The 26,676-nt window shown below is 71.6% G+C and carries 25 protein-coding genes; 13 read left to right on the forward strand and 12 right to left on the reverse strand.

The genetic code is table 11. The annotated features are described in order from the left end of the window. Nucleotides 1–24: 24 nt before the first annotated feature. The 6 genes from ITJ40_RS13255 (at nucleotide 25) to ITJ40_RS13280 (ending at nucleotide 5,465) form a co-directional block, all read left to right on the forward strand. The gene (locus ITJ40_RS13255; protein WP_194667517.1) at nucleotides 25–1,269 is read left to right on the forward strand and encodes a sensor histidine kinase; all 1,245 of its coding nucleotides are present in this window, start codon (nucleotides 25–27) and stop codon (nucleotides 1,267–1,269) included. After that, nucleotides 1,266–1,928, forward strand: coding sequence for a response regulator transcription factor (locus ITJ40_RS13260; protein WP_194667518.1), 663 nt, complete (start codon nucleotides 1,266–1,268; stop codon nucleotides 1,926–1,928). The genes ITJ40_RS13255 and ITJ40_RS13260 overlap by 4 nt, the downstream gene beginning before the upstream one ends. Before the next feature lie 379 nt (nucleotides 1,929–2,307). Then, nucleotides 2,308–2,712, forward strand: coding sequence for a hypothetical protein (locus tag ITJ40_RS13265; protein WP_194667519.1), 405 nt, complete (start codon nucleotides 2,308–2,310; stop codon nucleotides 2,710–2,712). A gap of 10 nt (nucleotides 2,713–2,722) precedes the next feature. Further along, nucleotides 2,723–3,490 carry an ABC transporter ATP-binding protein gene (locus ITJ40_RS13270; protein WP_194667520.1) on the forward strand — a complete coding sequence of 256 codons (768 nt, stop codon included), beginning with the start codon at nucleotides 2,723–2,725 and terminating at the stop codon, nucleotides 3,488–3,490. 53 nt (nucleotides 3,491–3,543) lie between these two features. Next, nucleotides 3,544–4,740 (forward strand): hypothetical protein, encoded by a 1,197-nt coding sequence (locus ITJ40_RS13275; RefSeq protein ID WP_194667521.1) that lies wholly within the window; start codon nucleotides 3,544–3,546, stop codon nucleotides 4,738–4,740. After that, nucleotides 4,737–5,465 (forward strand): hypothetical protein, encoded by a 729-nt coding sequence (locus ITJ40_RS13280; RefSeq protein WP_228512456.1) that lies wholly within the window; start codon nucleotides 4,737–4,739, stop codon nucleotides 5,463–5,465. The genes ITJ40_RS13275 and ITJ40_RS13280 overlap by 4 nt, the downstream gene beginning before the upstream one ends. Nucleotides 5,466–6,115: 650 nt before the next feature. Here ITJ40_RS13280 and ITJ40_RS13285 read toward each other — a convergent pair. The 5 genes from ITJ40_RS13285 to ITJ40_RS13305 all read right to left on the reverse strand — a co-directional run bounded on the left by ITJ40_RS13285 (nucleotide 6,116) and on the right by ITJ40_RS13305 (nucleotide 11,470). Next, the gene (locus tag ITJ40_RS13285) at nucleotides 6,116–7,501 is read right to left on the reverse strand and encodes a D-alanyl-D-alanine carboxypeptidase/D-alanyl-D-alanine-endopeptidase (protein WP_194667523.1); all 1,386 of its coding nucleotides are present in this window, start codon (nucleotides 7,499–7,501) and stop codon (nucleotides 6,116–6,118) included. A gap of 109 nt (nucleotides 7,502–7,610) precedes the next feature. Then, nucleotides 7,611–8,222, reverse strand: coding sequence for a recombinase family protein (locus tag ITJ40_RS13290; protein WP_194667524.1), 612 nt, complete (start codon nucleotides 8,220–8,222; stop codon nucleotides 7,611–7,613). Nucleotides 8,223–8,309: 87 nt separating this feature from the next. Continuing rightward, a complete protein-coding gene (locus ITJ40_RS13295) occupies nucleotides 8,310–8,588 on the reverse strand; it encodes a DUF3072 domain-containing protein (RefSeq protein WP_012038756.1) in 279 nt (92 codons plus the stop codon). A 128-nt stretch (nucleotides 8,589–8,716) separates the two neighbouring features. Then, entirely contained in the window at nucleotides 8,717–9,922 is a 1,206-nt protein-coding gene (locus ITJ40_RS13300) for a PrsW family intramembrane metalloprotease (protein ID WP_194667525.1), read from the reverse strand. 123 nt (nucleotides 9,923–10,045) lie between these two features. Then, the gene (locus ITJ40_RS13305; RefSeq protein WP_194667526.1) at nucleotides 10,046–11,470 is read right to left on the reverse strand and encodes an FAD-binding oxidoreductase; all 1,425 of its coding nucleotides are present in this window, start codon (nucleotides 11,468–11,470) and stop codon (nucleotides 10,046–10,048) included. Nucleotides 11,471–11,528: 58 nt separating this feature from the next. Here ITJ40_RS13305 and ITJ40_RS13310 point away from each other — a divergent pair, with 58 nt between their 5' ends. Continuing rightward, on the forward strand, nucleotides 11,529–12,464 hold the full coding sequence (locus tag ITJ40_RS13310; RefSeq protein ID WP_194667527.1) for a DNA-3-methyladenine glycosylase: 936 nt from the start codon (nucleotides 11,529–11,531) through the stop codon (nucleotides 12,462–12,464). 3 nt (nucleotides 12,465–12,467) lie between these two features. Here ITJ40_RS13310 and ITJ40_RS13315 read toward each other — a convergent pair whose 3' ends face one another. Further along, nucleotides 12,468–13,493, reverse strand: coding sequence for a Ku protein (locus tag ITJ40_RS13315; protein ID WP_194667528.1), 1,026 nt, complete (start codon nucleotides 13,491–13,493; stop codon nucleotides 12,468–12,470). A 36-nt stretch (nucleotides 13,494–13,529) separates the two neighbouring features. Between ITJ40_RS13315 and ITJ40_RS13320 the strand changes: the two genes are divergently transcribed. The 4 genes from ITJ40_RS13320 (at nucleotide 13,530) to ITJ40_RS13335 (ending at nucleotide 18,142) form a co-directional block, all read left to right on the forward strand. Further along, a complete protein-coding gene (locus tag ITJ40_RS13320; RefSeq protein ID WP_194667529.1) occupies nucleotides 13,530–16,046 on the forward strand; it encodes an ATP-dependent DNA ligase in 2,517 nt (838 codons plus the stop codon). An 84-nt stretch (nucleotides 16,047–16,130) separates the two neighbouring features. Beyond that, entirely contained in the window at nucleotides 16,131–17,009 is an 879-nt protein-coding gene (locus ITJ40_RS13325; RefSeq protein WP_043582790.1) for a fumarylacetoacetate hydrolase family protein, read from the forward strand. 40 nt (nucleotides 17,010–17,049) lie between these two features. Continuing rightward, nucleotides 17,050–17,187, forward strand: coding sequence for a hypothetical protein (locus ITJ40_RS13330; RefSeq protein WP_194667530.1), 138 nt, complete (start codon nucleotides 17,050–17,052; stop codon nucleotides 17,185–17,187). Between the two features lie 43 nt (nucleotides 17,188–17,230). Next, nucleotides 17,231–18,142: an apolipoprotein A1/A4/E family protein gene (locus ITJ40_RS13335; protein ID WP_194667531.1), complete on the forward strand. Its 912-nt coding sequence runs from the start codon at nucleotides 17,231–17,233 to the stop codon at nucleotides 18,140–18,142. Between the two features lie 76 nt (nucleotides 18,143–18,218). On the opposite strand, the gene ITJ40_RS13340 is transcribed toward ITJ40_RS13335, so the two are convergent. Then, the gene (locus ITJ40_RS13340; RefSeq protein WP_194635966.1) at nucleotides 18,219–19,736 is read right to left on the reverse strand and encodes an aspartate ammonia-lyase; all 1,518 of its coding nucleotides are present in this window, start codon (nucleotides 19,734–19,736) and stop codon (nucleotides 18,219–18,221) included. Nucleotides 19,737–19,850: 114 nt separating this feature from the next. Between ITJ40_RS13340 and ITJ40_RS13345 the strand changes: the two genes are divergently transcribed. Continuing rightward, nucleotides 19,851–20,702 carry a DUF429 domain-containing protein gene (locus tag ITJ40_RS13345; protein WP_194667532.1) on the forward strand — a complete coding sequence of 284 codons (852 nt, stop codon included), beginning with the start codon at nucleotides 19,851–19,853 and terminating at the stop codon, nucleotides 20,700–20,702. A 15-nt stretch (nucleotides 20,703–20,717) separates the two neighbouring features. Here the strand turns inward: ITJ40_RS13345 and ITJ40_RS13350 are convergent, their stop codons facing one another. Beyond that, nucleotides 20,718–21,464: a polyprenol monophosphomannose synthase gene (locus ITJ40_RS13350; RefSeq protein WP_194667533.1), complete on the reverse strand. Its 747-nt coding sequence runs from the start codon at nucleotides 21,462–21,464 to the stop codon at nucleotides 20,718–20,720. 189 nt (nucleotides 21,465–21,653) lie between these two features. Here ITJ40_RS13350 and ITJ40_RS13355 point away from each other — a divergent pair, with 189 nt between their 5' ends. Beyond that, nucleotides 21,654–22,163 (forward strand): GtrA family protein, encoded by a 510-nt coding sequence (locus ITJ40_RS13355; RefSeq protein ID WP_194667534.1) that lies wholly within the window; start codon nucleotides 21,654–21,656, stop codon nucleotides 22,161–22,163. A gap of 18 nt (nucleotides 22,164–22,181) precedes the next feature. Here the strand turns inward: ITJ40_RS13355 and ITJ40_RS13360 are convergent, their stop codons facing one another. The 4 genes from ITJ40_RS13360 to ITJ40_RS13375 form a co-directional block, all read right to left on the reverse strand. Continuing rightward, nucleotides 22,182–23,459 carry an Nramp family divalent metal transporter gene (locus tag ITJ40_RS13360; protein WP_194667535.1) on the reverse strand — a complete coding sequence of 426 codons (1,278 nt, stop codon included), beginning with the start codon at nucleotides 23,457–23,459 and terminating at the stop codon, nucleotides 22,182–22,184. Nucleotides 23,460–23,554: 95 nt separating this feature from the next. Further along, nucleotides 23,555–25,030 carry an NCS2 family permease gene (locus tag ITJ40_RS13365; RefSeq protein WP_194667536.1) on the reverse strand — a complete coding sequence of 492 codons (1,476 nt, stop codon included), beginning with the start codon at nucleotides 25,028–25,030 and terminating at the stop codon, nucleotides 23,555–23,557. A 125-nt stretch (nucleotides 25,031–25,155) separates the two neighbouring features. Next, on the reverse strand, nucleotides 25,156–25,407 hold the full coding sequence (locus ITJ40_RS13370) for a hypothetical protein (RefSeq protein ID WP_086522029.1): 252 nt from the start codon (nucleotides 25,405–25,407) through the stop codon (nucleotides 25,156–25,158). Next, on the reverse strand, nucleotides 25,404–26,585 hold the full coding sequence (locus ITJ40_RS13375; RefSeq protein WP_194667537.1) for an inorganic phosphate transporter: 1,182 nt from the start codon (nucleotides 26,583–26,585) through the stop codon (nucleotides 25,404–25,406). Before ITJ40_RS13375 ends, ITJ40_RS13370 begins: the two co-directional genes overlap by 4 nt. Between the last annotated feature and the right edge of the window lie 91 nt (nucleotides 26,586–26,676).

Below are 26,676 nucleotides of genomic sequence, written 5' to 3' on the forward strand. Positions count from 1 at the left end.
GGGGCCGCGCCTAGGCTGTGGCCGATGGACACCGGGACCGCCGCCGCGACGCGCTCGACGTCGACGCGGGCGCCCCGGCACCGTGACGGCATCGAGCTCTTCGTGGACGCGGTCGTCGGCCTCGTGCTCGCAGGCCTCGCCCTGAGACCGCCGGTGGACGTGCAGGAGGCGGGATTCCCCGTCGCCGCCCTCGTGGTCCTGGTCGTCGCCATCCGCTCGGTGTTCCCGGGGGTCGCGCTCGGGCTGGCCTGGGTGATGGCGTTGGCGCAGTGGCAGCTGGGCGAGCGTCCCGGCTTCGCGGACCTCGCCCTCCTCCTCGTGCTGTACTCGACCGCCCGACGAGGATCCCGCGCGACGGCGGTGATCGGCGGCGCCTCCGCGGTCGTCGGCGGCGCCATGGCCACGGTGTACCTGTTGCACACGGGCGCCCGCTACTCGCTCCTCATCAGCCCCGGCGGCCTCGGCGCCATGATCTTCGTCGCGGCACCCGTCCTGATGCTGCTCCTCGCGTGGCTGACCGGCCTCGTGGTGCGCGTGATCCGCTCCCGCACCGCCGAGTCGCGCCTCCGCGTGCAGGCCGAGGACACCGCGGTGAAGGCCGTCGACCTCGCGCAGGCCGAGACGCTGCGGGCGAGCATGGCGCGCGACGTGCACGACATCGTCGGGCACTCGCTCGCGGTGATCATCGCGCAGGCCGACTCGGTGCAGTTCCTCGACGACGAGGAGCGGATTCGCGGCGTCTCCGCCACCATCGCCGACACCGCCCGCCGCTCGCTCGCCGAGGTGCGCGAGGTGCTGAGCGGCACGAGCGTCGCCGAGGCCGACGACGGGCCCGAGGACCTCGACGCGGTCGTCGCGCGGGTGCGGGCCGCGGGCGTCGACCTCGCACACGAGGTGCGCGGGATCCGTCGGCCCGTCGACCCCGCGCGCCAGGTGGTCATCCGCCGCGTCGCGCAGGAGATGACGACCAACGCGATGCGGCACGGGGAGCCGGGCGGGCGGATCCGCCTGCGCGAGACATGGCGCGCCGCCGACGTCGTGCTCGAGGTCGAGAACCCGGTCGCCCGGCGCGGCGACGTCCCCGCCAGCGGCGCCCACCTCGGCCTCGAGTCCCTGCGCGTCGGCACCGGGGTCGAGGGCATGCGCGCCCGGCTCGCCGCCGTCGGCGGCGACCTCGAGGCCGAGCCCGTCGACGACCTGTTCACCGCCCGCGCCCGCATCCCCCTGCCGGCCGCCCATCCCATCGCCGTGCCAGGAGGCCGCCCGTGATCCGCATCGTGCTCGTCGACGACCAGGAGCTGTTCCGCGGCGGCGTGCGCGTCGCCCTCGACGCCCAGCCCGACCTCGAGGTCGTCGGCGAGGCCGGCGACGGGCGGCAGGGACTCGCGGTGATCGACGAGGTGCGGCCCGACGTCGTGCTCCTCGACATGCGGATGCCCGTGATGGACGGCCTCGAGACCGTGCGCGCGCTCTTCGACGGCACCAGGGACGCTCCCCCGCGCGTCATCGTGCTCACCACGTTCGCGCTCGACCGCGCATCGGCGACGGCGATCCGCGGCGGCGCCAGCGGCTTCCTCCTGAAGGACGCGACGCCCGCGTTCCTCGCGGCGGCGATCCGCGCCGTGCACGCGGGCAGCGCCGTCCTCGCGCCGGACGAGCTCACGCAGCTGTTCACCTCGGATGCGACGGCCGCGCCCGCGCCCCCGGCGCCGCCCGCCTTCCGGTCGCTGAGCGCGCGCGAGAAGGACGTCTTCGGGCACGTGGTGCGCGGGCTGTCGAACGCGGAGGTCGCGGCGCTCGAGTTCGTCAGCGAGTCGACGGTGAAGACGCACGTGAGCAGCATCCTCGCGAAGCTCGCGCTCCGGGACCGCGTGCAGCTCGTCGTGCACGCGCACGACCACCGGCTCGTGGAGCGCGCGGGGGCGTAGGCGGCGCTGCCGACGACGGCGGCAAGACCCGGCGCCATCCTCTCGAGGACGCGCAGGTACGGGACGCCGTGACCACCTTGGCGAAGTCCTCCACTGACCGCTCCACTCCGGCTAGCACCGCGTCGTCGTTCGTCGGCCGGGCGAAGGAGGAGTTGGCGCGTCCATCTCACGGGGGCGCTCGGGCCCTCAGGACCGCGCCACGTAGCCATGCCGAAGACCCCGTCTCGCAACCGCAGGCACTGGGGCCGCATCCAAGAGGGCCACGGATCATACACACGAATTGAGCAGATTGACATCGGTGGATTCGCGGCCCACTCGCACCTCTAGTGCCCTAGAGGAGTGTTACCTATCCGATCACCCTCACAAAGGAGTACATCTGATGGTCACGCGCAGGAAAATCAGCCTTGTCGCGGCATTCGCCGTTCTCGCCAGCCTTGCTGGCGCCGCGCCCGCCCTCGCCGACAATTCCGGCTCACTGAACATCGGATGTTCCATATCCCCGAGAACTCCTACGCTCGTCAACGGTGGCGTTATCTACTCCGGCGGCTCGGCAACCTGCTCACAGGCGTCTGGTGCAGACTTCCGCCTCGTCCGCAACTTCAATGGCACCCCGGATGTGCGCGTGGCGAACCAATACATTCCGCAGACTCCCAGCTTCACAATGACCCATTACAACACCAATTGCGACGGCGGCGGGACCGGGCAGTACTACACCGAGATTCGGCTCTACGCACCCGGCGCAGCCCAGCGGGTAAGCCCGACAGTCACGCTCAGCCACTGCTAGACTCGCCCGCATGGATAATGATCAGCCCGTACTCGAAGCAGTAGATATCACCCTCGGGCGCGGTAGCCGCATTATCTATAAAAACTTCAACATCACTCTGCGGCAGGGGATCACGATGGTCCTGGGCCCCAACGGCACCGGCAAGACGACCCTGCTAGAACACTTAGCATCTCCGCGCGACATTCTCGATGGACACCTGGAACTTCAAGGCCGCCCTGTCGGATCGGACTTACCACTACGTGACTACTTCGCTCGCATTGGTTTCCTGCCGCAGAAGTGGGAATCTTACTCCGGATTCACGGTAATCGATACTCTTGAATATGTGGCATGGCTCAAGGGACTATCCTCCCCCAAAGCCCGCAGCGCCGCCCAGGAGGCACTGGTCGCCTTTGGGCTCACTGATCACGCAAAAACGTCAGTAGCGAAGCTGTCCGGAGGACTCCAACAACGCGTCGGTATAGCCGAGGCGTTCGTCAGCAATCCCGATATCGTTCTCTTGGACGAGCCCACGGTCGGATTGGACCCCGAACAACGGAGCTTGGTACGCAAGTACCTTAAGTCCAATGCACAATCCAAAGCAATAGTCGTCTCCACGCACTTGACAGACGATGTCGACGCAATTGCCGATCGAGTGATTGTGGTGGCCGACGGAGTTGCGCTCTTCGACGGAACTCCCGCCGAACTAGCCCAGCGTGGCGAAACCATGAACGGCGACGACAGTCCACTCGAAGCAGGCTACCTGAGTATCGTAGGCGCAAGTGCGGGCACAGCGTCGTGAGGGCAACATTTAAGGCGACCCTATTTCGCAGCACCGTCACCCTGGGCTTGGCCTTGATTACGATCATCGGCGTGATTGTTGCCATCAATGCAACTCGACCTGGATTCTTGCTCTGGCCGGACCTGATCACAGGCTTCACTTCCGCGTCGATCTTCACCGGCTTGATCGCAGCAGGATCCGCGGCCACCGAAGCCAACCGTTGGCAACGAGCAAATGGCCAGCGTCAGGCCTCTGCAACGCGAAGCGAACTCCAGGTACGCTCATATCACGCCGTCGCCGTCATCACCCCTCTCGGGGCTGGCTTTTGGCTAGCTTTCGGACTCATAGCTGTCTGGGCTCAGTTGCAGGGCTACTACGGCTCGGTACCGATCGTGTGGATCATCAGCCTCTTCTGCGCCCTCGTCCTGGCCAGCAGCCTCGGCTACACAATTGGAACGCTTGCACCGTACCGCTGGTACGTGGGCCCCGGTGTGGCACTGCTTTTTTACTTAGGATATATTGCCCTCACGCTCACAGGAGCTCATAACGGAGTTCTTTCCCTATACCCAGCCGCCAGCAGACTCGACGACATATTCATTCAACCGGTCAATTCCACATTTGCTGCACAATCTGTCTTCTTCCTGAGCCTCTCGGCCCTGCTCCTCCTGCTTACAATGCTCAGCCGACGTATATCCCGAGCCGGCGCGCTAAGCGCACTCGGTTCTTTACTTGTCGCAGTTCTCGCTGGTGGAACCGTGGTCGCTGCGAACGGTCAAACCACGACGGCCAGCAATCCGGGAGTCTTCACCTGCGTAGGCGATTCGCCCACGCTGTGCCTCAACCCAGGTTATGCCCCGGCAGGAGTTCCACTGCAGGAGCATTTCTCTCGGCTAGCAAGCATCACTTCAGGCACAGGCTTCGTAGCTGACCGCCTCGAGCAGAATGTTCAGGGGTTCGGGGACAATCCCTCAGATGGTGCACGCAGCGTATACCTTGAGCAGTGGGCCACTGATGAAGATCTGAAATTCGCCGTGTCCCGATACGTATCGGCTTATGGCGGCACGGGCCAGTGCGGATCCGAGGCGAACGCGCGTGTCAATGAGCAAGTTGATATATGGCTCTCTCAATACGACCCCTACTATGGCGACGTACCAAGAGACCCTGCATATGACACCCTGCATGCCCTGTCGCTCAGTGACGCACAGACGTGGTTCTCTTCGGTCGCGAGCAAGTACTTTTCCTGCCGACTAGAGCTTGCCGACCTCCCGTGAGCGCCATGTTGTCATTCACTCGCACTCGGCGCTGGCGCACCAACATAGCTGCCTCCATCATCGTTGGCGCCCTGATTGTGCTCTGTGGTCCTGTCTACTACGCACTCAATCCGAACGCTGGATACCTGGTCTCCATTGCGGCACAGTTACCTCTGATCCCTGCGGTCATCATCCAGGCAACATCGATGTCTTCGATGTCGGCCCAGGAGAGACAGGCGAGTCGTTCACTCGCGAAATATCGCGCTTGCAACTACGTGCTCCTCACCGCCGCAGCAGCGATTCCGCTTGGAATAGCCGCGTATCTCTACGCACCTCTTGTCGGCGAACAGCAGACGGGAGGCTACGACCTCGGACCGGTAACGGTCATACGCAACCTCATCGCTCTTATCGGTGCCGGGTTCATCGGCGCCAGTGTGATCGGTTCTTCCTTGGGCTGGATCATACCGTCAGCCTGGGCCATCCTGCCCTACGTCCTTCTCACCGCCACCTCGACGAGCAATTCATTCATCACCCTTGTCGTTCAGCCCGATGACTCCTTCACCGCGTTCATGGTGGCCCTCGGCATCTGGTTCGGCGGGTTATTGGCAGCGTCCGGAGGTCGTCGCGGAACGTTCAGCGTGGAAGGCATAGGCCGCAGGGCGCTGTTGCGCTCCTCTCATCACGCGAGCAAGCGCCGCCAGGTGCGAGACCATAGCCCCCGACGCTCAGGCCGCGCTACGGGCTAGGACGACTACTGCCGCCGAGGGAGCAAGGAAGTCGACTGACGATGAGGACCTCAGCTGCGACAGGCTGAGGTCCACGTCGTCGCCATCTCCCGAGGATGGCGTGCCGCTCGAGGTGACTTCTCGGCTTGCGTGAACGTGGTCGAGTGCTGCCGTCGATCGAACGCCAGGGTGACGAAGTCGCCGGTCGTGGCTGGTCATGCCGTCACGCCGCGCTGCACGAGGCACTTGGTCATCTGCGCCTGGAACGACCGTGCGTGCTGTATCGCCTGAGCGGTGGCCTTGTCTGTGCTCCTCGGGTCTTTCTTCCGCATCGAGGTTCACGCTTCGGCGGTCGGCGTCCTCGTGCACGCAGCGATCCCATCGACGATGGTGTTGACCGCGTCCTCCGGTGCCACCGGGCCCGCGTTGACTGCCGCCGGAACGGCGGCCACCGCAGCGGGTGCATCACTCGGTCAGGACGTCCTCGGTGAGCGTCGCCGTGCGCTGGGACGCCATGGTGACTCCGATGCCCGGTCGTGGCCGCGGCGGACGAGGTTCTCCACCGTCGCCAACAGGGGTCCGTCCTGGCCGCGTGGACGCCGCGGGGCGAAGAGGTCGGCCTCGTCGATGATGGCGGGTGGATGAGCCGACGTCAGCCGGCACCAACCGGGTCAGGAGCCGAGCGCGCCGCCGCAGCGGTGCAGCTCGGTCGCGAGCGCGTCGATCTCGGCGCGGGCGGACTCCGCGGGGACGGACGGGTCCACGTCCTCCGCCCAGATGGTGAACGCGACCTCGGTGCCGTCCTCCGCGTCGGCGATGCCGGTGAGGCCGTGCATGCGCTCGAGCGTGCCCGTCTTGCCGCGGATCCGGCCGGCCGCCGCGTCCGCCTCGCCCGTGAACCGGCCGCCCTCCGCGAGCGTGCCCGTGCGACCGGCGACGGCGAGCCCGGCGTCGACGATGGCGAGGTCGCCGCGGTGCTCGGCGATCCGCACCATCAGCCGCGTGAGGAGCGCGGCCGGCACGCGGTTCGCGTCCGACAGCCCGGAGCCGTCGACGAGGACGATCCCGTCGGTCGGCAGGTCGAGGGCGGCGAGGGCCGCGGGCGTGCCGCGCTGGATGTCGGCGGCAGCGCTGCCCGCGCCCGTCTCGATAGCGACGAGGCGCGCGAGGGTCTCGGCGAGCGTGTCGTCGGAGTGGGTGAGCATGTAGCCGACGAGGTCGCGGACGGGCGCGGACTCCACGGTGCCGAGCACGGCGGATCCGGGCGCCGCGGTCACGAGCGGGCCGTCGTCCGCCACGCCGTCGCCGAGGAGCGCCGCGAAGGCGTCGGCCGCGCGCGCGACCGCCTTCTCGCCGCGCCGCGAGTACGGCTCGGCCGGGTCGTCGCGGTCGCCGTCGACCATCAGCGCCGTGATGTTGGACATGGATCCGCCTCGCCTGGCCTCGAGCGGCCACTCCGGCAGCCAGGCCGGCCCGGTGAACAGGCCGCTGTCGACCTGGAGGCGGCGGAGGGGGACGCCGGCGAGATCGGGATCGGCGCGGCGGGCCTCGAGCACCTGGCGCGCGAGGTCGTCGAGGTGCGGGGCGTCGGGGTAGACGCCCTCGGTTCCGGACGGCAGGCGGCTGAGCGTGGGATCGCCGCCGCCGACGAGGACGACCGTGTCGGCGCGCGCCCCCTGCACGACGCGCGTGGCGATGCGGCGGTCGGGGCCGAGCGCCTCGACGGCCGCCGCCGCGGTGAGGACCTTCATGGTGCTGGCGGTCGCGGCAGGCACGTCGCCACGCACGTCGAGCACGGTGCGCCCCGCGTCGCCGTCGACCTCCGCGGCCGAGAGGTGCAGCGTGCCGGTGGACCAGCCGCCCGTGAGCGCGTCGACGGTGCACGACGCGGGGTCCGCGGAGGCGCCGCCCGCGGGGGACGGGAGGATCCCGGTGACGAGGCCGGCGCCGACCACCGCGGTCGCGACGACGGCCGCGAGCACGGCGTCGCGACGACGACGGAGGACCCGGGAGCGGCGCGCGGGTCGTCGGGCGGGCGCGGGACGGGATCCGGTCATGCTCCTCACAGTAGGAAATGTCCGGGCCGCGCGCCTCGGCCGCGGGTGCCGACGCGCTCCGTCGCGCGGACCAGGTCGCGCGGCCCGGCGCGCGCGGCCGGCCCCGGCATCAGCGCAGCATGCCGCCCGGGCGACCCGACTCGGCCCATGCGAGCGCGCGCGTGACGACGCGCTCGCTCACGTCCAGCACGCGGGCGATCTCGGCGGTGTCGCGGCCCTTCGAGCGCTCCTCGACGGCGATCAGGAGCTTCCGGCGCGTGATGCCCTTGGGCAGGGACGGCGACGCGGGCGCGGCGGGCGCCGTAGCCGGCTCGGGTGCGGCGGCCTCCTCGGCGCGGCGACGGCGGTGCCGCTCGGCCTCCGTCGTCGCCTCCACGGTCGCGAGCGCGAGCGTGGCCGCGAACAGCCCACGGCCGGCAGCGGTGCCGGCCTCCAGCCCGTCGCGGATGGCGCGGAAGGCGATGCCGCGCGCCTCGAGCCCGTTGAGGATCCGCACCACGTCGGCGGCGCCGGGCCCCAACCGGTCGAGGCTCACGACGAGCAGCTCGTCGTTCTCGCGGAGGTAGTCGAGCGCGTCCTGCAGGCCCGGTCGCGGGGCCCGGCGACCGCCGGCGACGTCGACGAAGATGCGCTCGCAGCCGGCCGCATCGAGGGCATCGACCTGGTCCTGGTACGGCTCCTCGGAGCGCGCGACGCGGACGTACCCGACGAGCGTGGTCATCCGTGCTCCCTCCCTGCGTGCGCCCCCGCGTCACGCGACGACGGACGGGCGCCCGTGCGGCACCCGTCCGTCCCGTTCATGCTGCGATCAGCTCGCGTCGTCGGACTGCGGCGACGCCGTGTCCTTCTTCTCCTGCAGGCGCTCGATCTGCTCGCTCGCCTCCGCCTTGTTGAGGTCGGCGGGGATCTCCTCGCCGGCCTGCGTGGCGAGCGAGTCGAGGTAGCTGCGCTGCGCGCCCGTCATCGGCTCGTCGCCCGTGACCCACGTGCTCGGGTCCTTCTCGGCGCTCTGCGGCGGCGTGGGGGTGGAGGAGCCGAGCATCTCCTTCTCGTCGCCGCCGGTGGTGTCCTGGTTCGCATCGCTCATGGTGGTGCCTCCTCGTGTGGTGCCTCCGACGCTACTCGCGACCGGCGACACCGGACGGGTGCCGGGTCGGCCGCGACGCCGGGCGGCCAGAGCCGGATCGCCAGCGCCGGATCGCCAGCGCCGGATCGCTAGCGCCGACCGCCGCGCAGGAGCGCCTCGCGGTGCTCGGTGACGGCGCGCAGCAGGCGCCGCTCGTCGTCGAGGTGGCCGGCCTCGGATCGGCCCGACGCGGCGGGCCGCTCCGACAGCATCCGCTGGCGGGCGAACGCGAGCCGCGTGGCGTCGCGCGTGAACAGGCCCATCGCCCGGCCCGCCTCGCCGCCGCGTGTGCGCGCCCACAGCCGGGCCCGACGACGCCCCTGCCAGGTGCTCAGCATCTCGACCTCGGCGGGCGTGAACCAGCCGACGGCCGCGTACTCGCGGAGGCGGCGGCGCGTGAGGTGGATCTCGTAGCGGCGCAGGAGGATCACGACGGTCACGAGGAACGCGAAGATCGGCACCTGCAGCAGCACGTAGAAGGAGAGGAAGTCGCCCGTGATGGTGACGCCCGTGTTCCAGAGCGCGTGCAGCACGATCGCGCCGACCAGCCCGATCGCGCCGAACCCGAGCGCCGCACCCGGACCGCGGCGGGCCCCGTAGCCGATCGCGATGCCGGTGATCATCGTGAAGGTCACGTGCGCGAACGGCGAGAAGAGGCCGCGCAGCACGAAGGTGCCGACGAGCGTGCCGGTCGTGCCCGAGACGAGCGGGCCCCCGAAGTAGACGATGTTCTCCGTGAAGGCGAAGCCGGCCGCGATCGTCGCTCCGTAGACGACGCCGTCCACCGGCCCGTCGAAGTGGCGGCGCGCGACCCAGAAGATGAGGAGCAGCCCGATCGCCTTGGCGGACTCCTCGACGACGGGAGCCTGGACCGCCAGCTGCAGGAACTCCGTGTAGCGCGTGGGCACGCCGATCGCGAGCCGCGCGTACTGCGCGACGAGGTCGAACAGCAGCGCGATCGCCACCGACGCGGCCGCGCCCCACAGCAGCGCGAACAGCAGGGCGAGCCGCGGCTCGGGCTCCCAGCGGTCGACCCAGCGGATGGCGAGGAGGACGCCGGCGAGCGGGATCAGGGCGAGGAGCGCGCAGATCGCGACGGCCTGGATCCCGAGGCTGAGCACGAGGTACGCGGCGACGAGGAGGCCGACGAGCAGCAGGACGGCGACGCCCACGACGCCGAGCACGGCCGAGGCGGTGATGCGGGAGGGCGCGTGCGCCGTCGGCAGCTCCATGGAGGGCGGCGGGGAGGTCGGCGAGGGGCGGTGGACGGTCACGGGGACGGACGGGTCGGTCACGACGGCCCTCTCTTCGGCGGATCGGCTCCGCCAGCCTAGCGACGGGACCGCCCGCCGTCCGGGTCGGATCGGCGCGCGGACACGCGACCGGATGGCCGTCTGATCAGGCCGCCTTGCCGGGGTTCAGGTTGCCTTGCCCGGGTTGAGGATCCCCCGCGGGTCGAAGACGCGGCGGATCCCGGCGGCCAGCCCCATGACGTCGTCGCCCAGCTCGTCGGCGAGCCAGCGCCGCTTGAGGAGGCCCACGCCGTGCTCGCCCGTGAGCGTGCCGCCGAGGTCGACGGCCGCGCGGAAGAGGAGGTCCGCGGCGCGCCAGACGTCGTCGGGGATGCCCGTCGCGTCGCCGTCGGGCGTGGTCGGGTCCTCGGGGATGCAGAAGTTGGGGTGCAGGTTGCCGTCGCCCGCGTGCGCGACCGTCGGGATGGCGAGGCCCGTCTCCTGCTCGATCTCCCGGATGCGCGCGAGCATGTCGGCGAGGCGGGACCGTGGCACGGCGACGTCCTCGATGAGCACGCGGCCGCGGGCAGCGAGCGCCGGGTGGAAGGCGCGGCGGATCGCGAGGAGGCGCTCGCCCTCGTCGGCGTCGTCGGTGACGTCGGCCGTGCCGCCGCCCGCGACCACCACCTCGACGACGCGCGCGGCCTCCGCTGCGGCGTCGGGGCCGTCGCAGCGCACGAGGAGGTGCGCGGATCCGCGGGTGGAGTGGTCGGTGCCGAGGAACGCGTCGATGGCCTCGAGCGCGCCGGCGTCGATGAGCTCCATGGCGGCGGGCCGGATGCGCGCGGCCGTGATCGCGGAGGCCGCGGCCGCCGCCCGGGTGGCGTCGGGGAAGAAGGCGGCGACCGTCGCCGGCGTCGCGGTCGGCAGCGGGCGGAGGCGCACGGTGGCGCGGACGATGACGCCGAGCGTCCCCTCCGAGCCGATCATCAGCGCGGTGAGGTCGTACCCCGTGACGCCCTTGACCGTGCGGTGGCCGGTGTCGATCACGCGGCCGTCGGCGAGCACGACCGTGAGCGCGAGGACGGCCTCGCGGGTAACGCCGTACTTGGCGCACAGCAGGCCGCCCGCGTTGGTGGCGATGTTGCCGCCGATGGTGGAGATGGCCTTGCTCGCGGGATCCGGCGAGTACCAGAGGCCGAGCGGCGCGAGCCGCGCGTTGAGGTCGTCGTTGAGGACGCCGGGCTCGACGACCGCGAGCTCGTCGGCGTCGCTCACCTCGAGGATCCGGTCCATGCCCCGCACCGACAGCACGATCTCGCCCGCGGTCGCCGTGGCGCCGCCCGCGAGGCCCGTGCCGGCGCCGCGCGTGACGACGGGCGTGCCGGTGGCGTGCGCGATGCGGAGGGTCTCCACGACGTGATCCACCTCGGTCGCTCGCACGACGGCGATCGGCGCGGCCGGGCTGCGATAGCCGGACCGGTCGCTGCGCGCGTCCTCGAGGGAGGCCGGGTCGGTCGCGACGACATCGCCGAGGGCCCGCATGAGCTCCGCGCGGACGGCGTCGGCGTCCGCGTCGGCGGAAGGGGCGAGGACCACGTCGTCGATCATGCGATCCACCCTAGGTCGCGCGCCCGCCGCCGTCGGGGGCGTCGGGCAGGCTGGAGGCATGGACTCCCCCGGCGCCGCCGCGCACGTCGACCGCACGGTGCTCGAGGTCCCCGGTCCCTTCGACGGCGGCGGCGTGATCCGCTTCCTCTCCTGGCACGCGGTGACGGGCGCCGAGGAGGGCGACGCGACGTCGTTCACGCAGTCCGCGCGACTCGCGCACGGCGCCGGGACGGTGACCGTGCGGCTGCCCGAGGCCGAGCGCGGCGACGTGGCGGACGCGCGCGTCGAGGTCACCACCCGCGTCGAGCACGCCGCCGACGCCGCCGAGCTCCTCGCCGGCACGCGCCGTCTCCTCGGCCTCGACGTGGACGCCGCCCGCATCGACGCCGACCTCGCCCGCGACCCCGCGCTCGCCGCCGCCGTGCGGGCGACGCCGGGCCTCCGCATCCCGGGCACGCTGGATCCGCGATCCACCCTGTTCCGCACCATCGTCGGCCAGCAGATCTCCGTCGCCTCCGCCCGCGCCACCCACGGCCGCATGACAGCCGACCTCGGCGAGGACCTGCCCGCGTCGGTCGCGCACGGTTCCGTGACCCGCCTGCCGCCGACCGCCGCCCGCATCGCCCGCGACGGCGCCGAGCTGCTGCGCGGTCCCGCCCGGCGCACGGCGACGCTGATCCGCATCGCCGAGGGGCTCGAGACCGGCGAGCTGGTGATCGAACCCGGCATGCCGCGCGCGGAGCTCCGGGCCGCGCTCGTCGCGTTCCACGGCGTGGGCCCCTGGACGGCGGACTACGTCGCGATGCGCGCGCTCGGCGAGCCGGACATCCTGCTCTCGGGCGACCTCATCGTCCGCCGCGCTGCCGCAGCGCTGGGGCTCCCCGACGAGGCCCGCGCCCTCGACGCGCGCGCCGCCGCCTGGTCGCCGTGGCGCTCGTACGCGACGCTGCACCTCTGGCGCGTGATGACCGACGGGATGCCAACGGCGGGCTGACGCCTAGGCGCTCTTCCGCTCGGCGGGCGGCTTCGTCGTCGCGGCCGCCTTCTTCACGGGGCTCTTCTTCGCGGGGGTCTTCTTCAGGGGGCTCTTCTTCGCGGTGCCCTTCTTCGCCGTGCCCTTCTTCGCCGTGCCCTTCTTCCCGCCGCCCGCCTTCGCCGACGCGGCGGACGCCTTCCCCTTCGCGCCCGCCTTCGCCGCCGGCGCCTTCTTCTTCGCCCCGGATCCCCCGCCCCGGCTCCGCTCGATGCTCCGCTTCAACGCGTCCATGAGGTCGAGCACCTCGCCGCCCTCGCCCTCGTCGTCGTCTGCGTCGCCCTCCCCGAACGTCGCGTCGGTGTCGAGCGAGTCGCCCTGCGCGAGCTTCGCGTCGATCAGGGTCCTCAGCTGCTCCTGGTACTCGTCGCCGAACTTCGACGGGTCGAAGTCCTCCGCGAAGCCCTCCACGAGCTGCGCCGACATCTTCAGCTCCCGCGGCGACACCTTGGGCGCCGCGTCGAGCGACGGGAAGTCGGCCTCGCGCACCTCGTCGTCCCAGAGGAGCGTCTGCAGCATGAGCACGTCGCCCCGCACGCGGAGCGCCGCGAGCCGGGTGCGCTGGCGGAGGGTGACGTGCACGATCGCCGTCCGGTCGGTCTCCTGCAGCGTCCGGCGGAGGAGCGCGTACGACTTCGGGCTGGACGAGTCCGGCTCCAGGAAGTAGCTGCGGTCGAGCATCACGGGATCCACCTGGTCGCTCGGCACGAACTCGACGACGTCGATCTCGCGGCTCTTCTCCTCGGGCAGCGCGGAGAGGTCCTCCTCGGTGATCACGACGGTGCGGTCGCCGTCGTCGAACGCCTTGTCGATGTGCGCGTAGTCGACGACCTTGCCGCACACCTCGCAGCGGCGCTGGTAGCGGATCCGCCCGCCGTCGGCGTCGTGCACCTGGTGCAGCGGCACGTCGTGGTCCTGCGTCGCGCTGTAGACCTTCACGGGCACGTTGACGAGGCCGAAGGTGACGGCGCCCTTCCAGATGGCTCTCATGGGTCGAGTGAACACCCGCGGGGCCATGCTGGAGCGATGGCGGGCGCGAAGCAGCAGGTGGAGGTCGAGGGGCGGCGGATCACGCTCACCAACCTCGACAAGGTGCTGTACCCGGCCACCGGCACGACCAAGGGCGACGTCATCGCGTACTACGCCGCCATCGCGCCGCACATGCTCCCGCACCTCCGCGACCGGCCCGTGACGCGGAAGCGCTGGGTCGACGGCGTCGGCACCGACGAGCAGCCGGGCAAGATGTTCTTCCAGAAGGACCTCGACGCGCACACGCCCGACTGGGTGCAGCGGCGGGCGATCCAGCACAGGGACCACGCGAACGACTACCCGCTCGTCGGCGACGTCGCGACGCTCACGTGGCTCGGCCAGATCGCGGCGCTCGAGCTGCACGTGCCGCAGTGGCGCTTCGGCCGCACGGGCGATGAGCGCCGGCCCGACCGGCTCGTGCTGGACCTGGATCCGGGCCCCGGCGCCGGCCTCCCCGAGTGCGTCGAGGTCGCGAAGGCCGCGCGGGCGATCCTCCGCGACATGGGCCTCGACCCGTACCCGGTGACGAGCGGATCGAAGGGGATCCACCTCTACGCCGCGCTCGACGGCAGCCACGACGCGGACGCCATCTCCGAGGTCGCGCACGAGCTCGCCCGCGCGCTCGAGGCCGACCACCCCGATCTCGTCGTGAGCGACATGAAGAAGGCGCTCCGGCAGGGCAAGGTGCTCGTCGACTGGAGCCAGAACAACCCCAACAAGACGACGGTGGCGCCGTACTCGCTGCGCGGGCGCTCCCGGCCGACGGTCGCGGTGCCCCGCACCTGGCGCGAGCTCGCGTCGCCGACGCTCCGGCACCTGGAGCTGGACGAGGTGATCACGCGGATGCGGACGCGCCAGGATCCGCTCGCCGCCGTCGACGAGGGCCACCGCGAGAGCCTGGAGCCGACGCGCGAGCGGCTCGCGGGATTCACCCGGAAGGACCCCGCCGACGACGCGCCCGCTGACGACCGCCTCGCGACCTACCGGTCCAAGCGCGACGCCGCGAAGACCAGCGAGCCGGTGCCCGCGGAGTCCCCTGCGCCCTCGGAGGGCAGCTCCTTCGTGATCCAGGAGCACCACGCCCGCGCGCTGCACTGGGACTTCCGGCTCGAGCACGACGGCGTGCTCGTGAGCTGGGCCCTCCCCAAGGGCGTGCCCACCGAGCACGGCACGAACCACCTCGCGGTGCAGACCGAGGACCACCCTCTGGAGTACGGATCCTTCGAGGGCACGATCCCCGCGGGCGAGTACGGCGGCGGCGAGGTGACCATCTGGGACGCGGGCACCTTCGAGCTGGAGAAGTGGCGCGACGGCAAGGAGGTCATCGCGACGCTGCACGGGCGCGGCCCGGGCACCGGCATCGACGGGCCGCGGCGCTACGCGCTCATCCACACGGGCGGGCACGGCAAGGCCGACGCGAACTGGCTGATCCACCTGATGGAGCCGGCCGACGCGCCCGCGACGGCGCACGCGAAGCCGGCGCGCCCCGCGTCGCTCGAGAAGGCGGGCGGCCGCACGCGCGTCGGCGCCCGCCGTCGCGGTGGATCCGCGGCCGCCCCCGCGCCCATGCTCGCGACGGCGGCGACCGGCGCCGGCCTCGACCCCGACGAGGAGTGGGCCGTCGAGATGAAGTGGGACGGCTACCGCGCCATCGCTGTCGTCGCGGACGGCCGCGCGACCATCACGAGCCGCAACGGCGTCGACCTCACGCCCGCCTTCCCCGAGCTCGCCGAGCTGCCCGACGCGCTCCACGTCGGCGACGCCGTGCTGGACGGCGAGATCGTGGTGCTGGGCGCAGGCGGCCGCCCCGACTTCGGCCTGCTGCAGACGCGCCTCGGCCTCACGGGCGAGAAGGAGATCGCACGTGCGCGGAAGGCCGCGCCCGTGCACCTCATGCTCTTCGACGCGCTCGCGATCGGCGACCGCGTGCTCGTCGAGGAGCCCTACCGGGATCGCCGTGCCGCGCTCCTCGACGCCGTCCGGTCACCGGGTCGGGGCCGGATCCAGGTCCCACCCGCGTTCGACGGCGACCTCGACGGGGCGCTCGCCACCAGCCGCGAGCTCGGCCTCGAGGGCGTCGTCGCCAAGCGCGTCGACGCGCCCTACGAGTCGGGGCGACGCTCGAGCGCCTGGATCAAGATCAAGCACCACCGGGCGCAGGAGGTCGTGGTCGGCGGGTGGCGACCCGGATCCGGCAGCCGCGCATCCGGCATCGGCTCGCTGCTCGTCGGCGTCCCCGGCCCGGACGGCCTCGAGTACGCGGGCCGCGTCGGCACGGGCTTCACCGAGCGCGACCTCGCCGAGGTCCTCCGCCGGTTCCGCCCGCTCGCGCGGAAGACGAGCCCCTTCGCCGACGTGCCGGCCGCCGACGCCCGCGACGCGCACTGGATCACCCCGCGCCTCGTCGGCGAGGTCGAGTTCGCCGAGTGGACCGCGACGGGTCGCCTCCGCCAGGCGTCGTGGCGCGGCTGGCGGCACGACAAGTCGCCCGAGGAGGTCGTCCGCGAGGGCTGATCCGCCGGCAGGTGAGGCGGACCTTCCCATGCACGTTATGACCGCAACCGCGTCCGTTCACACGCGCCCGATACGCTCGGGGTCATGAAGTTCGCCCACCTGCTCGCCGACGACGGCGTGACCCCCCGACTGGCCGCGATCGTCTCCGAGGGCGAGGCGCTCTTCCTCGACGAGGTGCTCGACGACTCCCCGCGCGACCTCCAGGACCTGATCGAGCGCGGCGACGACGAGATGGCCCGCGTCCGCGCGACCGTCGAGCGCGCCGTCGCCAGCCGCACCAGCACCACGCCGGTGGACGGTCTGACGCACGCGTCCGCGATCCTCCGCCCGCCGGCCGTCTACGCCGTGGGCCTCAACTACTCCGCGCACGCCGAGGAGCTCAACATCACGAGCGCCTCCGCCCCCACGGTCTTCGCGCTCTGGCCCAACTCGCTCTCGGGTCACGAGGGCACCACGAGCTGGCCGCGCTCGCTCAGCGAGGAGGTCGACTACGAGGTCGAGCTCGGCGTGATCATCGGGAAGGCCGCCCGCGACGTGTCGGAGGCGGACGCCCTCGACCACGTCTTCGGCTACACGGTCGTCAACGACATCACGGCCCGCAACCTCCAGTTCTCGGAGCAGCAGTGGAGCCGCTGCAAGAGCTTCGACGGCTTCTCCCCCACGGGTCCCGTCGTCGTCACGCGCGACGAGGTGCCGGATCCGCAGGACCTCCGCATCACCACGGTGCTCGACGGCGAGACGGTGCAGGACGGCCGCACGAGCGGCATGGTCCGCACGGTCGCGCGGCTCGTCTCGTACCTCTCCACCTCCTCCACGCTCCTGCCCGGCACGCTCATCTCCACGGGCACGACGAGCGGTGCCGGCTACTCGCGCGATCCGCAGATCTTCCTCAAGGACGGCAGCACCGTCACGGTCTCCGTCGAGGGCATCGGCTCGCTCACGACGCACACGCGCATCCTCTGAGTCGAGCCGGGCATCCGGCGCCGCGCGTAGGGTCGATCGCATGACCGACCAGCAGCAGGACCCGATCCACGACCACTCGATCCCGGAGGACGCCGACGTCCAGGCGCCCGACGCCGTGGATCCCGAGACGGACGAGCTGCACGACGCCACCGGCCGTCGGGGCGAGACGGACGCGTAGCCGCTCCCGGCCGATGCACGTGCGCCGCGTCTAGGCTCGACGCATGATCAACCGTCTCCTCTTCCTCGCCGGCATCGGCACCGGATACGTCCTCGGCGCACGCGCCGGACGCAAGCGCTACGAGGGGATCGCGCGTACGTCGCGCTCCGTGTGGGCGAGCGAGCCCGTGCAGCGCGGCGTCCGCCAGGCGCAGACCGTGCTCGACGAGAAGGGCCCGGTCGTCGTCGAGCGCACGGTCGAGACCGCCCGCGAGGTCGCGGACTTCGTGGGCCACGCCGTCCAGGGCGCCGCCGTAGCCGTCGGCCGCACCGCGCACACCGTGGGCGAGCGCATCGGCACCACCACGCAGGACGTCGCCGGTCGCGTCGGCAGCACCACGCAGGACATCGCGGGCCGGGTCGGCGACACCGCCAAGGACCTCGGCACCCGCACGGCCGACCAGACCAAGCACGTCGTCGATCGCGTCGGCCAGCAGGCCACCGAGGTCGGCCACCGCGTCGCCGAGACCGCGGAGGACGTGCGCGACCGCGTCGTCGAGGGGGCCGAGGAGGCGCGCACGCGCGTCCAGGCCACGGCCGAGGACCTCCGCGAGCGCGGCGAGGAGGCCGGCCGGCGTGCCGTCTTCACCGCGGCCGAGGCGCGCGACGAGGCGCTCGCGTCGTTCGACGACGAGGACGAGACCGGTCCCGTGGCGATCCCCCGGGACGGCGCCGACGACGAGGCCCCGGCCCCCGCGGAGCCCGCCGCTGCCACCCCCGCTCCCGCGAAGCCGAAGGCCGCCGCGAAGAAGGCGACCCCGAAGCCGAGGACGACCCCGAAGCCCGCCGACGCCCCGCACGTGCCGACGCCGGGCGACATCGCCGGATCCGTGCACCGCGAGGAGCCGGCGCACGCCGCGCCCGCCGACGACGCGACCGGCACCACCCCGGCCCGCACGTCGGGCGACGACGCCTGACGCCGAGCACGACACCCGCACGCGACAGCGCGCCGCAGCCCTCGGGCCGCGGCGCGCTGTCGTCGTCTGGGCCGGGTCAGTCGGCCTGACCGCCCTCCTGGGCCGCATGCGCGGCGAGCATCTCCGGCGTGATGACGGACATGGCCGCCGTCACGGGCTCGAGTCCCGACAGCCGGTCGGGCGCGAGGATCTTCTCCACCTGCGTCCGCGTCATGAGCCCCGCCTCGACGACGAGGTCCGGGATCGACGCGCTCGTCATCAGCGCCGTCTTCGCGAGGCTGGAGGACGCCGCGTACCCGATGTACGGCGTGAGGGCCGTGACGACGCCGACCGACGACTCCACCTGCGCCGCGAGCCGCTCGGTGTTGGCCGTGATGCCGTCGATGCAGTTCACCCGCAGCGTCTTCGCCGCGTTCCGCAGCCAGCTCAGCGACTGCAGCAGCGAGTGCGCGATGACCGGCTCGAACGCGTTGAGCTGCAGCTGCCCGCCCTCGGCCGCCATGGTCACCGTCACGTCGGCGCCCGCGATGGAGAACGCGACCTGGTTGACGACCTCGGGGATCACCGGGTTCACCTTGCCCGGCATGATGCTCGACCCGGCCTGGCGCGGCGGCAGGTTGATCTCGCCCAGCCCCGCCTGCGGCCCCGACGACAGCAGCCGCAGGTCGTTGCAGATCTTCGACAGCTTGATGGCGCCGCGCTTCAGCGTCGAGGACAGGGTCATGAAGACGCCCGCGTCGCTCGTCGCCTCGATGAGGTCGCTCGCGGTCACGAGCGTGTAGCCCGTGATGGCGCTGAGGTGGCCGCGCACGGCGGCCGCGTAGTTCGGATCCGCCGTGATGCCCGTCCCGATCGCCGTCGCGCCGAGGTTGATCTCCGACAGCAGCGGCACGAGCTCGCCGAGCCGCGCGTGGTCCTCGCCGAGCGTGGTGGCGAACCCGTGGAACTCCTGGCCGAGCGTCATCGGCACGGCGTCCTGGAGCTGCGTGCGGCCGACCTTGAGCACCTGCGAGAACTGGGCGCCCTTCGCGAGGAACGAGCGGCGCAGCAGGTCGAGCTCATCGAGCGTCTGCAGCAGCGAGTGGATGAGCGCGACCTTGAGCGCGGTCGGGTACGTGTCGTTCGTCGACTGGCTGCGGTTGACGTCGTCGAGCGGGTGCATGTGCTGGTAGTCGCCGAGCGCGTGGCCGGCCCGCTCGAGGGCGCGGTTCGCGATGACCTCGTTGGTGTTCATGTTGGTGCTCGTGCCGGCGCCGCCCTGGATCACGCCGACCACGAACTGGTCGTGCAGGTGCCCGGCGATGATCTCGGTGCACACCTCGTCGATCTGCTTGGCCTTCCGCGCGTCGAGCACGCCGATCTGCACGTTGGCGCGGGCCGCGGCCTGCTTCACCTGCGCGAGCGCGACGACGAACTCCGGGTAGACGCTCAACGGCCGCAGGCTGATGGGGAAGTTCTCGAGCGCGCGCGCCGTGTGGATCCCCCAGTAGGCGTCGGCGGGGACGTCCATGCTCCCCAGGCTGTCGGTCTCGGTCCGGACGGGGTGGCCGTCCGGGGTCGGGATGCGGTCGTCGTTCGGGCTGGCAGCGGTCATGGTGGAGGCTCCGTCGTCTCGTCGTCTCGTGGCTCGTGGCATGAGGATCCCTCGACCCTACTAGCGGCCCGGGCCCCCGCCGAGGTCGCCCGGGCCCGCGGGTAGGCTCGTCGGATGCGCCGCTTCCTCGGGATCGACCTCGCCTGGGCGGAGGGCACGGCGGCCCGCCCGGCGCGCGAGACGGGGCTCGCCTGCATCGACGCGTCGGGCCGCGTTCTCGACCTCTCGACGGCCCGCGGGATCGACGAGGTGGTGGCCTGGGTCGCCCGCTGGGAGGGCCCCGGCGCGGTCGCCGCGGTCGACGGGCCGCTCGTCGTCGCCAACGCCACCGGCAGCCGGCTCGCCGAGAAGGAGGTCGCGTCCCGCTACGGCCGCCTCGGGATCGCCGCCTACCCGTCGAACCAGGGCCTGCCCGCGCAGGGCGCGGTCGCGCTGCGGCGGCGGCTGGAGGACGCGGGCTGGGAGTACGACGACGGGTCGGTCGCCGCGCGCGACGCCGACGCCCGCACGATGCTCGAGTGCTACCCCTACACGACGCTCGTCGGCGCGCCCGAGCTCGGGTTCGACTCCATGAAGCCGCGCTACAAGCGCCTCGCGCCGCTGCTCCCCACCGCCGAGCGCCGGCCCGCGCGCGCCGCCGAGTTCCGCCTGGTGCTCGACGCGGTCGCCGGGCTGGCGCACGCGGATCCGCCGCTCGACGTGGCGACGCACCCGCGCGCGGCCGCGCTCGTCGCGGAGGGCCCGGCGATCGTGGAGCGGCAGCACAAGCACCTCGAGGACCTGCTCGACGGCCTGATCTGCGCGTGGACCGCCGCGTACTGGGCGCGGCACGGGGTCGCGCGCTCGCAGGTGCTGGGTGCGACCGACCCGGTGGTCGACGCGCGCGGGCGCCGCGGCACGATCATCGCGCCGGCACGTCCGCACCAGCGCGCGCCCGGCGATCCGCTGTCCGCGCCCGAGGCCTGAGCGCGACGCGAGCCGTCAGCTCCGGCGGAGCCCGAAGCGCAGCTGCAGCACGAGCAGCAGGTTCTTCACGAGCGTGTCGCTCGGGATCTTCGACTCGCCCTCGGTGCGGTCCATGAACACGATCGCCACCTCGGTGGGCCGCTTCGCGAGCTTCAGCGCGCGCTGCTTCATCTCGATCTGGAAGCCGTAGCCCGTCGTCGTGATGGTGGACGGCGTGATCCGCCGCAGCAGGTGCGTCTCGTAGAGGTTGAAGCCGCCCGTGTAGTCGGTGATCCGCGACCCGAGGAACAGGCGCGTGTAGAGGTTGCCGCCGACGCTGAGGAACCGGCGCTTGAGGTTCCAGTCGGGCGTGGCCCCGCCGCGGATGTAGCGCGACGCGACCACGAGGTCGGCCCCGCCGCGCACCCGGTGCAGCATCTCGGTGATGTAGGACGGGTCGTGGGAGAGGTCGGCGTCCATCTGCAGGATGTGCGTGGGCGGCTCGTCGGACCCGAGCAGCTTCTCGAAGGCCCAGATGTACGCCGCCCCGAGGCCGGCCTTCTCCGCGCGGGTCTCGACGCGCACGTGGAACGTGTCCGTCTCGACGCTCGGCGCGAGCGACCGGGCGATGTCGGCGGTGCCGTCCGGCGAGGAGTCGTCGACGATCATCGCCGTGATCCGGAAGTCGGGGTTCTCCGCCGCCATGGCCGCGAGTCGGGGCAGCAGCTCCCCGACGTTGCGCGCCTCCTCGTAGGTGGGGATCACGATCGTGAGACTGCTCAAGCTGGTGGTTCCGTCTCCGAATCGGGGGATGACCCGGATCCGGGCCTCGTCGAGTCTAGCCAGCGACCGCGGATCCGACCGCGCGGGACGGCCGTCGCCCGTTATCTCCTTGTTACACTTCGGGTGGCCCGGCGCCCAGACGCCGAGCGCATCCGCCGAACCGACCGGCGACCGCCCGGGAGGATCAGCGTGACGAAGCTCCTCGCCGACCGCCGGGTCCGCTTCCTCATCGCGGGGCTCCTCAACACGGGCCTCGACTTCGTGCTGCTCAACGCGCTGATCCTCGTGGCGCACATGCCCGTGCTCGCCGCGAACCTGATCTCGGTCACGGTCGGCATCACCATCTCGTACTTCCTCAACCACTTCTTCGTGTTCCGGCACGGCGAGCCCGTGACGATCAGGCGCTTCCTCAAGTTCTTCGCGGTCACGGGCTTCAGCTCGCTGCTCCTGCAGAGCGGCGTCATCTGGCTCTTCGAGCGCGGCTTCGACACGACCTTCGGCCGCTCGCTGCTGATGTTCGGCACGAGCGCCGAGCAGGAGTTCCTCGAGATCAACATCGCGAAGGCCACCGCGGTGCTCATCGGCCTCGTGTGGAACTTCACGCTGTACCGGCTCGTGGTGTTCCGGACGCCGACGCCCGCCGCCGAGACCGCGGCCGACGGCTCCCCCGCCGTCCGCCAGGCCGCGTCCGCCGACTGAGCGGGTCGCCGCGACCGGCTACACGAGCTTCCCGACCTCCGTCACGAGCTGCTGCACGCCGAGCACCACGAACAGCAGCGCCGAGAGGCCCATCACCGTGTTGCTGAGCGGCCGGTTCCGCCACGCGCGCGGCGTGCGGTCGGTGTTGAGCAGCACGAGCAGCGTGATGGCGAGGAACGGCATGAAGAGCGCGCCCAGCACGCCGTACGCGATGATCAGGCCGATCGGCTGGTCGAGGAACAGCAGCCCGATGGGCGGGATGGTCAGCCAGAGGATGAACGCCCGGTAGTAGCTGCCGCCGAGGCGACGGCGCGGGTCCTCGACGTCGAGGCCGCGGACGGTGCCGAGGAAGTCGGCGAACATGAGCGACACGCCGTTCCAGACGCCGAGGATCGACGAGAACGACGTGGCGAAGAAGCCCAGCAGGAAGAACCACGTCATGAAGGCGCCGTAGCGCTCCCCCAGCACGTCGGCGAGCTGCACGAGCCCGCCCTCGCCGTCCGCCAGCGCGATGTCGGCCGAGTGGAGGAGCTCCGCGCCGACCACGAGCATCGAGAGCACGAAGACGCCGCTCATGACGTAGGCGACGGAGTTGTCGATGCGCATGACCTTCATCCACCGGGGCGCCACCCAGCCCTTCTCGCGCAGCCAGTAGCCGTAGGCGGCGAGCGTGATGGTGCCGCCGACCCCGCCCGCGATGCTGAGCGCGACGACGAGGCCGCCCTCGGGGATCGTGGGCACGAGGCCCGTGAGGAGCGCCGGCACGTTCGGCAGGGTGACGATGGCCGCGCCCACGACGGTCACGAACATGAGGCCGACGAACACCGCGATGATCTTCTCGAACGCGGAGTAGCGCCCGAACCAGACCACGACGGCGCCCACGAGGCCGCACGCGATGGCGAAGACCTTCAGGTCGACGCCGGGGAAGAGCGCCGCGAGCGGCAGGGCCGACGAGCTCATGGCGGCCGCGCCGTAGACGAGGCCCCAGATGAGGATGTACGGCCCGAAGTACCACGTGGTCCAGCGGCCGACCGTGCGCCAGCCCTCGAAGATGGTCCTCCCCGTCGCGAGCGAGTACCGGCCGGCGCCCTCCACGAGGAAGATCTTGATGATCACGCCGAGGACCGCCGCCCAGAGCAGCGCGTAGCCGAAGCGGGATCCGGCCACCAGCGTCGCGACGAGGTCGCCCGCGCCGATGCCGGTGGCCGCGACCACGAGGCCGGGTCCGACGATGCGCCAGCGCTTGGCCGACTCCTGGGGTTCGCGGACGTCGCCGCGCGTGTCGAGGTCGGTCATGAGCGGGCTCCCGTGCGTCGTCGAAAGGGGGTCCCGTCCCACCTTACGCACGGCTGGGCGTCGCGCGGCCGCCGAGGTCCGCGCGACGCCGGGGATCAGACGCCCAGCAGCTGCTCGATCGGGCCGCGCGCGAAGAAGACCAGGAAGCCCGCGGAGACGACCCAGAGCAGCGGCGACACCTCGCGCACGCGTCCCGAGAACGAGCGCACGAGCACCCAGGAGAGGAAGCCGACGCCGATGCCGTTGGCGATGGAGTAGGTGAGCGGCATGACGAGGACGGTGAGGAACACGGGCAGCGCGACCGAGAAGTCGGTCCACACGATGTCGCGGATCTGCGACGCCATGAGCGTGCCGACGATGACGAGCGCGGCGGCCGCGACCTCGAGCGGCACGACCTGCGTGAGCGGCGTGAAGAACATCGCGAGGAGGAACAGCACGCCCGTGACCATCGACGCGAGGCCCGTGCGGGCGCCCTCGCCGATGCCCGAGGCCGACTCGATGAAGACGGTGTTCGACGAGCTCGAGGTGGCGCCACCCGCGACCGCGCCGAAGCCCTCGACGACGAGCGCGCCCTTGAGGCGGGGGAAGTCGCCGCGCTCGTCCGACAGGTCGGCCGCCTTGGCGAGGCCCGTCATGGTGCCCATGGCGTCGAAGAAGTTCGTGAAGACGAGCGTGAAGACGAGCATCAGGCTCGAGATGATCCCGATGCGGCCGAACGCGCCGAAGTCGAACGCGCCGACGAGGCCGAGGTCGGGCAGCGACACGGGCGTGCCGGGCAGCACGGGCGCGTTGAGGTTCCAGCCGGTGGCGCCGGAGGTGTTCGACGGGCCGATGTGGAAGACCTGCTCCACGACGATGGCGATCAGCGTGGTCGCGACGATGCCGATGAGCAGCGCGCCCGGCACGCGGCGGGCCATGAGCACGCCCATGATCACGAGGCCGAGGATGAAGACCACGGTCGGCAGCGAGGCGATGGACCCGTCGATCCCGAGCGCGAGCGGCGAGGCGGGCACGCCCGTGCCGCGCACGAAGCCGGAGTCGACGAAGCCGATGAACGCGATGAACAGGCCGATGCCCACCGTGATGGCGGTCTTGAGCTCCCGCGGGACGGCCCGGAAGATCAGGGTGCGCAGGCCCGTGGTGGCGAGCAGCACGATCACGAGGCCGTTGATGACGACGAGGCCCATCGCCTCCGGCCAGGTGACCTCCCCGACCACGCTGACCGCGAGGAACGAGTTGATGCCGAGGCCCGCCGCGAACGCGAACGGGAGGCGCGCCACGAGGCCGAACAGGATCGTCATGACGCCCGCGGTGAGGGCCGTCGCGGCGCCCACCTGCGAGGCCCGCAGCCAGTTGCCCTCGACGTCGAGCGTCGCCTGGTCGGCGCTGAAGCCGCCGAGGATCAGCGGGTTGAGCACGACGATGTAGGCCATCGTCACGAAGGTGAGGACGCCGCCGCGGATCTCGCGCGCGTACGTGGATCCGCGCTTCGTGATCTCGAAGAACCGGTCGAGCGCGCCGCGCCCTCCGCGGGTCTCGGGGGCAGGGGACGACGTGCGCGCTTCGGTCATGGGCTTCTTCCGCGAGGGGTCGGGTCGGACGACGGGAGGGGAGGAGCCGACGACCTTGTCGGGACGGGATCGAGCCTAGGGGCGGGCGCGCCGCCGGGACCAGCCCGGGCCGCCGCGCACGCGGGTCAGGAGTGCAAGGCCGGGACGATGAGGTAGACGCCGTAGAGCACGGCGATGCCGCTGAGGGCGAAGCAGACGTAGCCGCCCACGGTCGCGGCCTGCGGGCGGATGCCCGTCACCGAGACCTTGTCGCCCTCGTCGTCGTACTCGGTGCCGACGGCCAGCAGCCGCACGCCGAGCGAGAAGAGGCACACCACCGCGACGGCGCCCACGAGGGCCGCCACGGCGACGACGAGGAACGCGCTCCAGTCGATCATGCGGCCTCCCTGGCCTTCCGGGCGGCCTTGGTGGCCTTGCGTCCGCGCACCGCGAATCCGGCGGCGTCGACCTCGACGATGGCGTTGCGCGCGTCGACCGCGTTCCGACGCGAGCGCCAGAAGATCCAGACGATGACGGCGACACCCACGACCGCGTCGATGACGAAGCCGACCGTGCCGGTGCTCGCGACGAGGGCGGCGACCGCGCCCACGATGGCGGCCGACGGCAGCGTCAGCAGCCAGCCGAGCGCGATCTTGCCGACCGTGTTCCAGCGCACGGACGCGCCGCGGCGGCCGAGGCCCGAGCCGATGACGGATCCGGACGCGACCTGCGTGGTCGAGAGCGCGAAGCCGAGGTGGCTGGACGCGAGGATCGTGGCCGCGGTCGAGGCCTCGGCGCTGAAGCCCTGCGCGGGCTTGACCTCGGTGAGGCCGGATCCCATCGTGCGGATGATGCGCCAGCCGCCCATGTACGTGCCGAGCGCGATGGCGACGGCGCACACCGCGATGACCCAGAACTCGGGGCCGGAGCCGGCCGCCTGGAAGCCGCCCGCGATGAGCGTGAGCGTGATGATGCCCATGGTCTTCTGCGCGTCGTTGGTGCCGTGCGCGAGCGCCACGAGCGACGACGTGAAGATCTGGCCGTAGCGGAAGCCGCCGCGCTCGTTCGGGCCGCTCGAGCGGCGCGTGATCGAGTAGGCGAGCTTGGTGGTCGTGTACGCGATGAGGCCGGCGATCGCGGGGGCGAGGAGCGCCGGGAGGATCACCTTCGACAGCACGACGCCGAAGTCGACCGAGCCGAGGCCCGCGCCCACGACGGCCGCGCCGATGAGGCCGCCGAACAGCGCGTGGCTGGAGCTCGACGGGAGGCCGCGGAGCCACGTGACGAGGTTCCAGACGATGGCGCCCATGAGCCCCGCGAAGATCATGGTCGGCGTGATCTGCACGCCGCCGTCGCCCTCGCGGATGATGCCGCCGGACACGGTCTTCGCGACCTCGGTGCTGAGGAACGCGCCCACCAGGTTGAGGACCGCGGCGATCGCGACGGCCACCCGCGGCTTCAGCACACCCGTCGCGATGGGGGTCGCCATCGCGTTCGCCGTGTCGTGGAAGCCGTTGGTGAAGTCGAAGAACAGCGCCAGGGCGATGACCAGGACGACGATGAGGGTGAGATCCACTACCGGATCCCTCGAGCGGATGTCACAGTCGTCGATCCTAACGGCCTGCACACGGCCGTCTCGAACGGGCGACCGCCGGATGTCGGGCAGG

It is taken from the genome of Clavibacter sp. VKM Ac-2872, assembly GCF_015351105.1.
GTDB lineage: Bacteria > Actinomycetota > Actinomycetes > Actinomycetales > Microbacteriaceae > Clavibacter.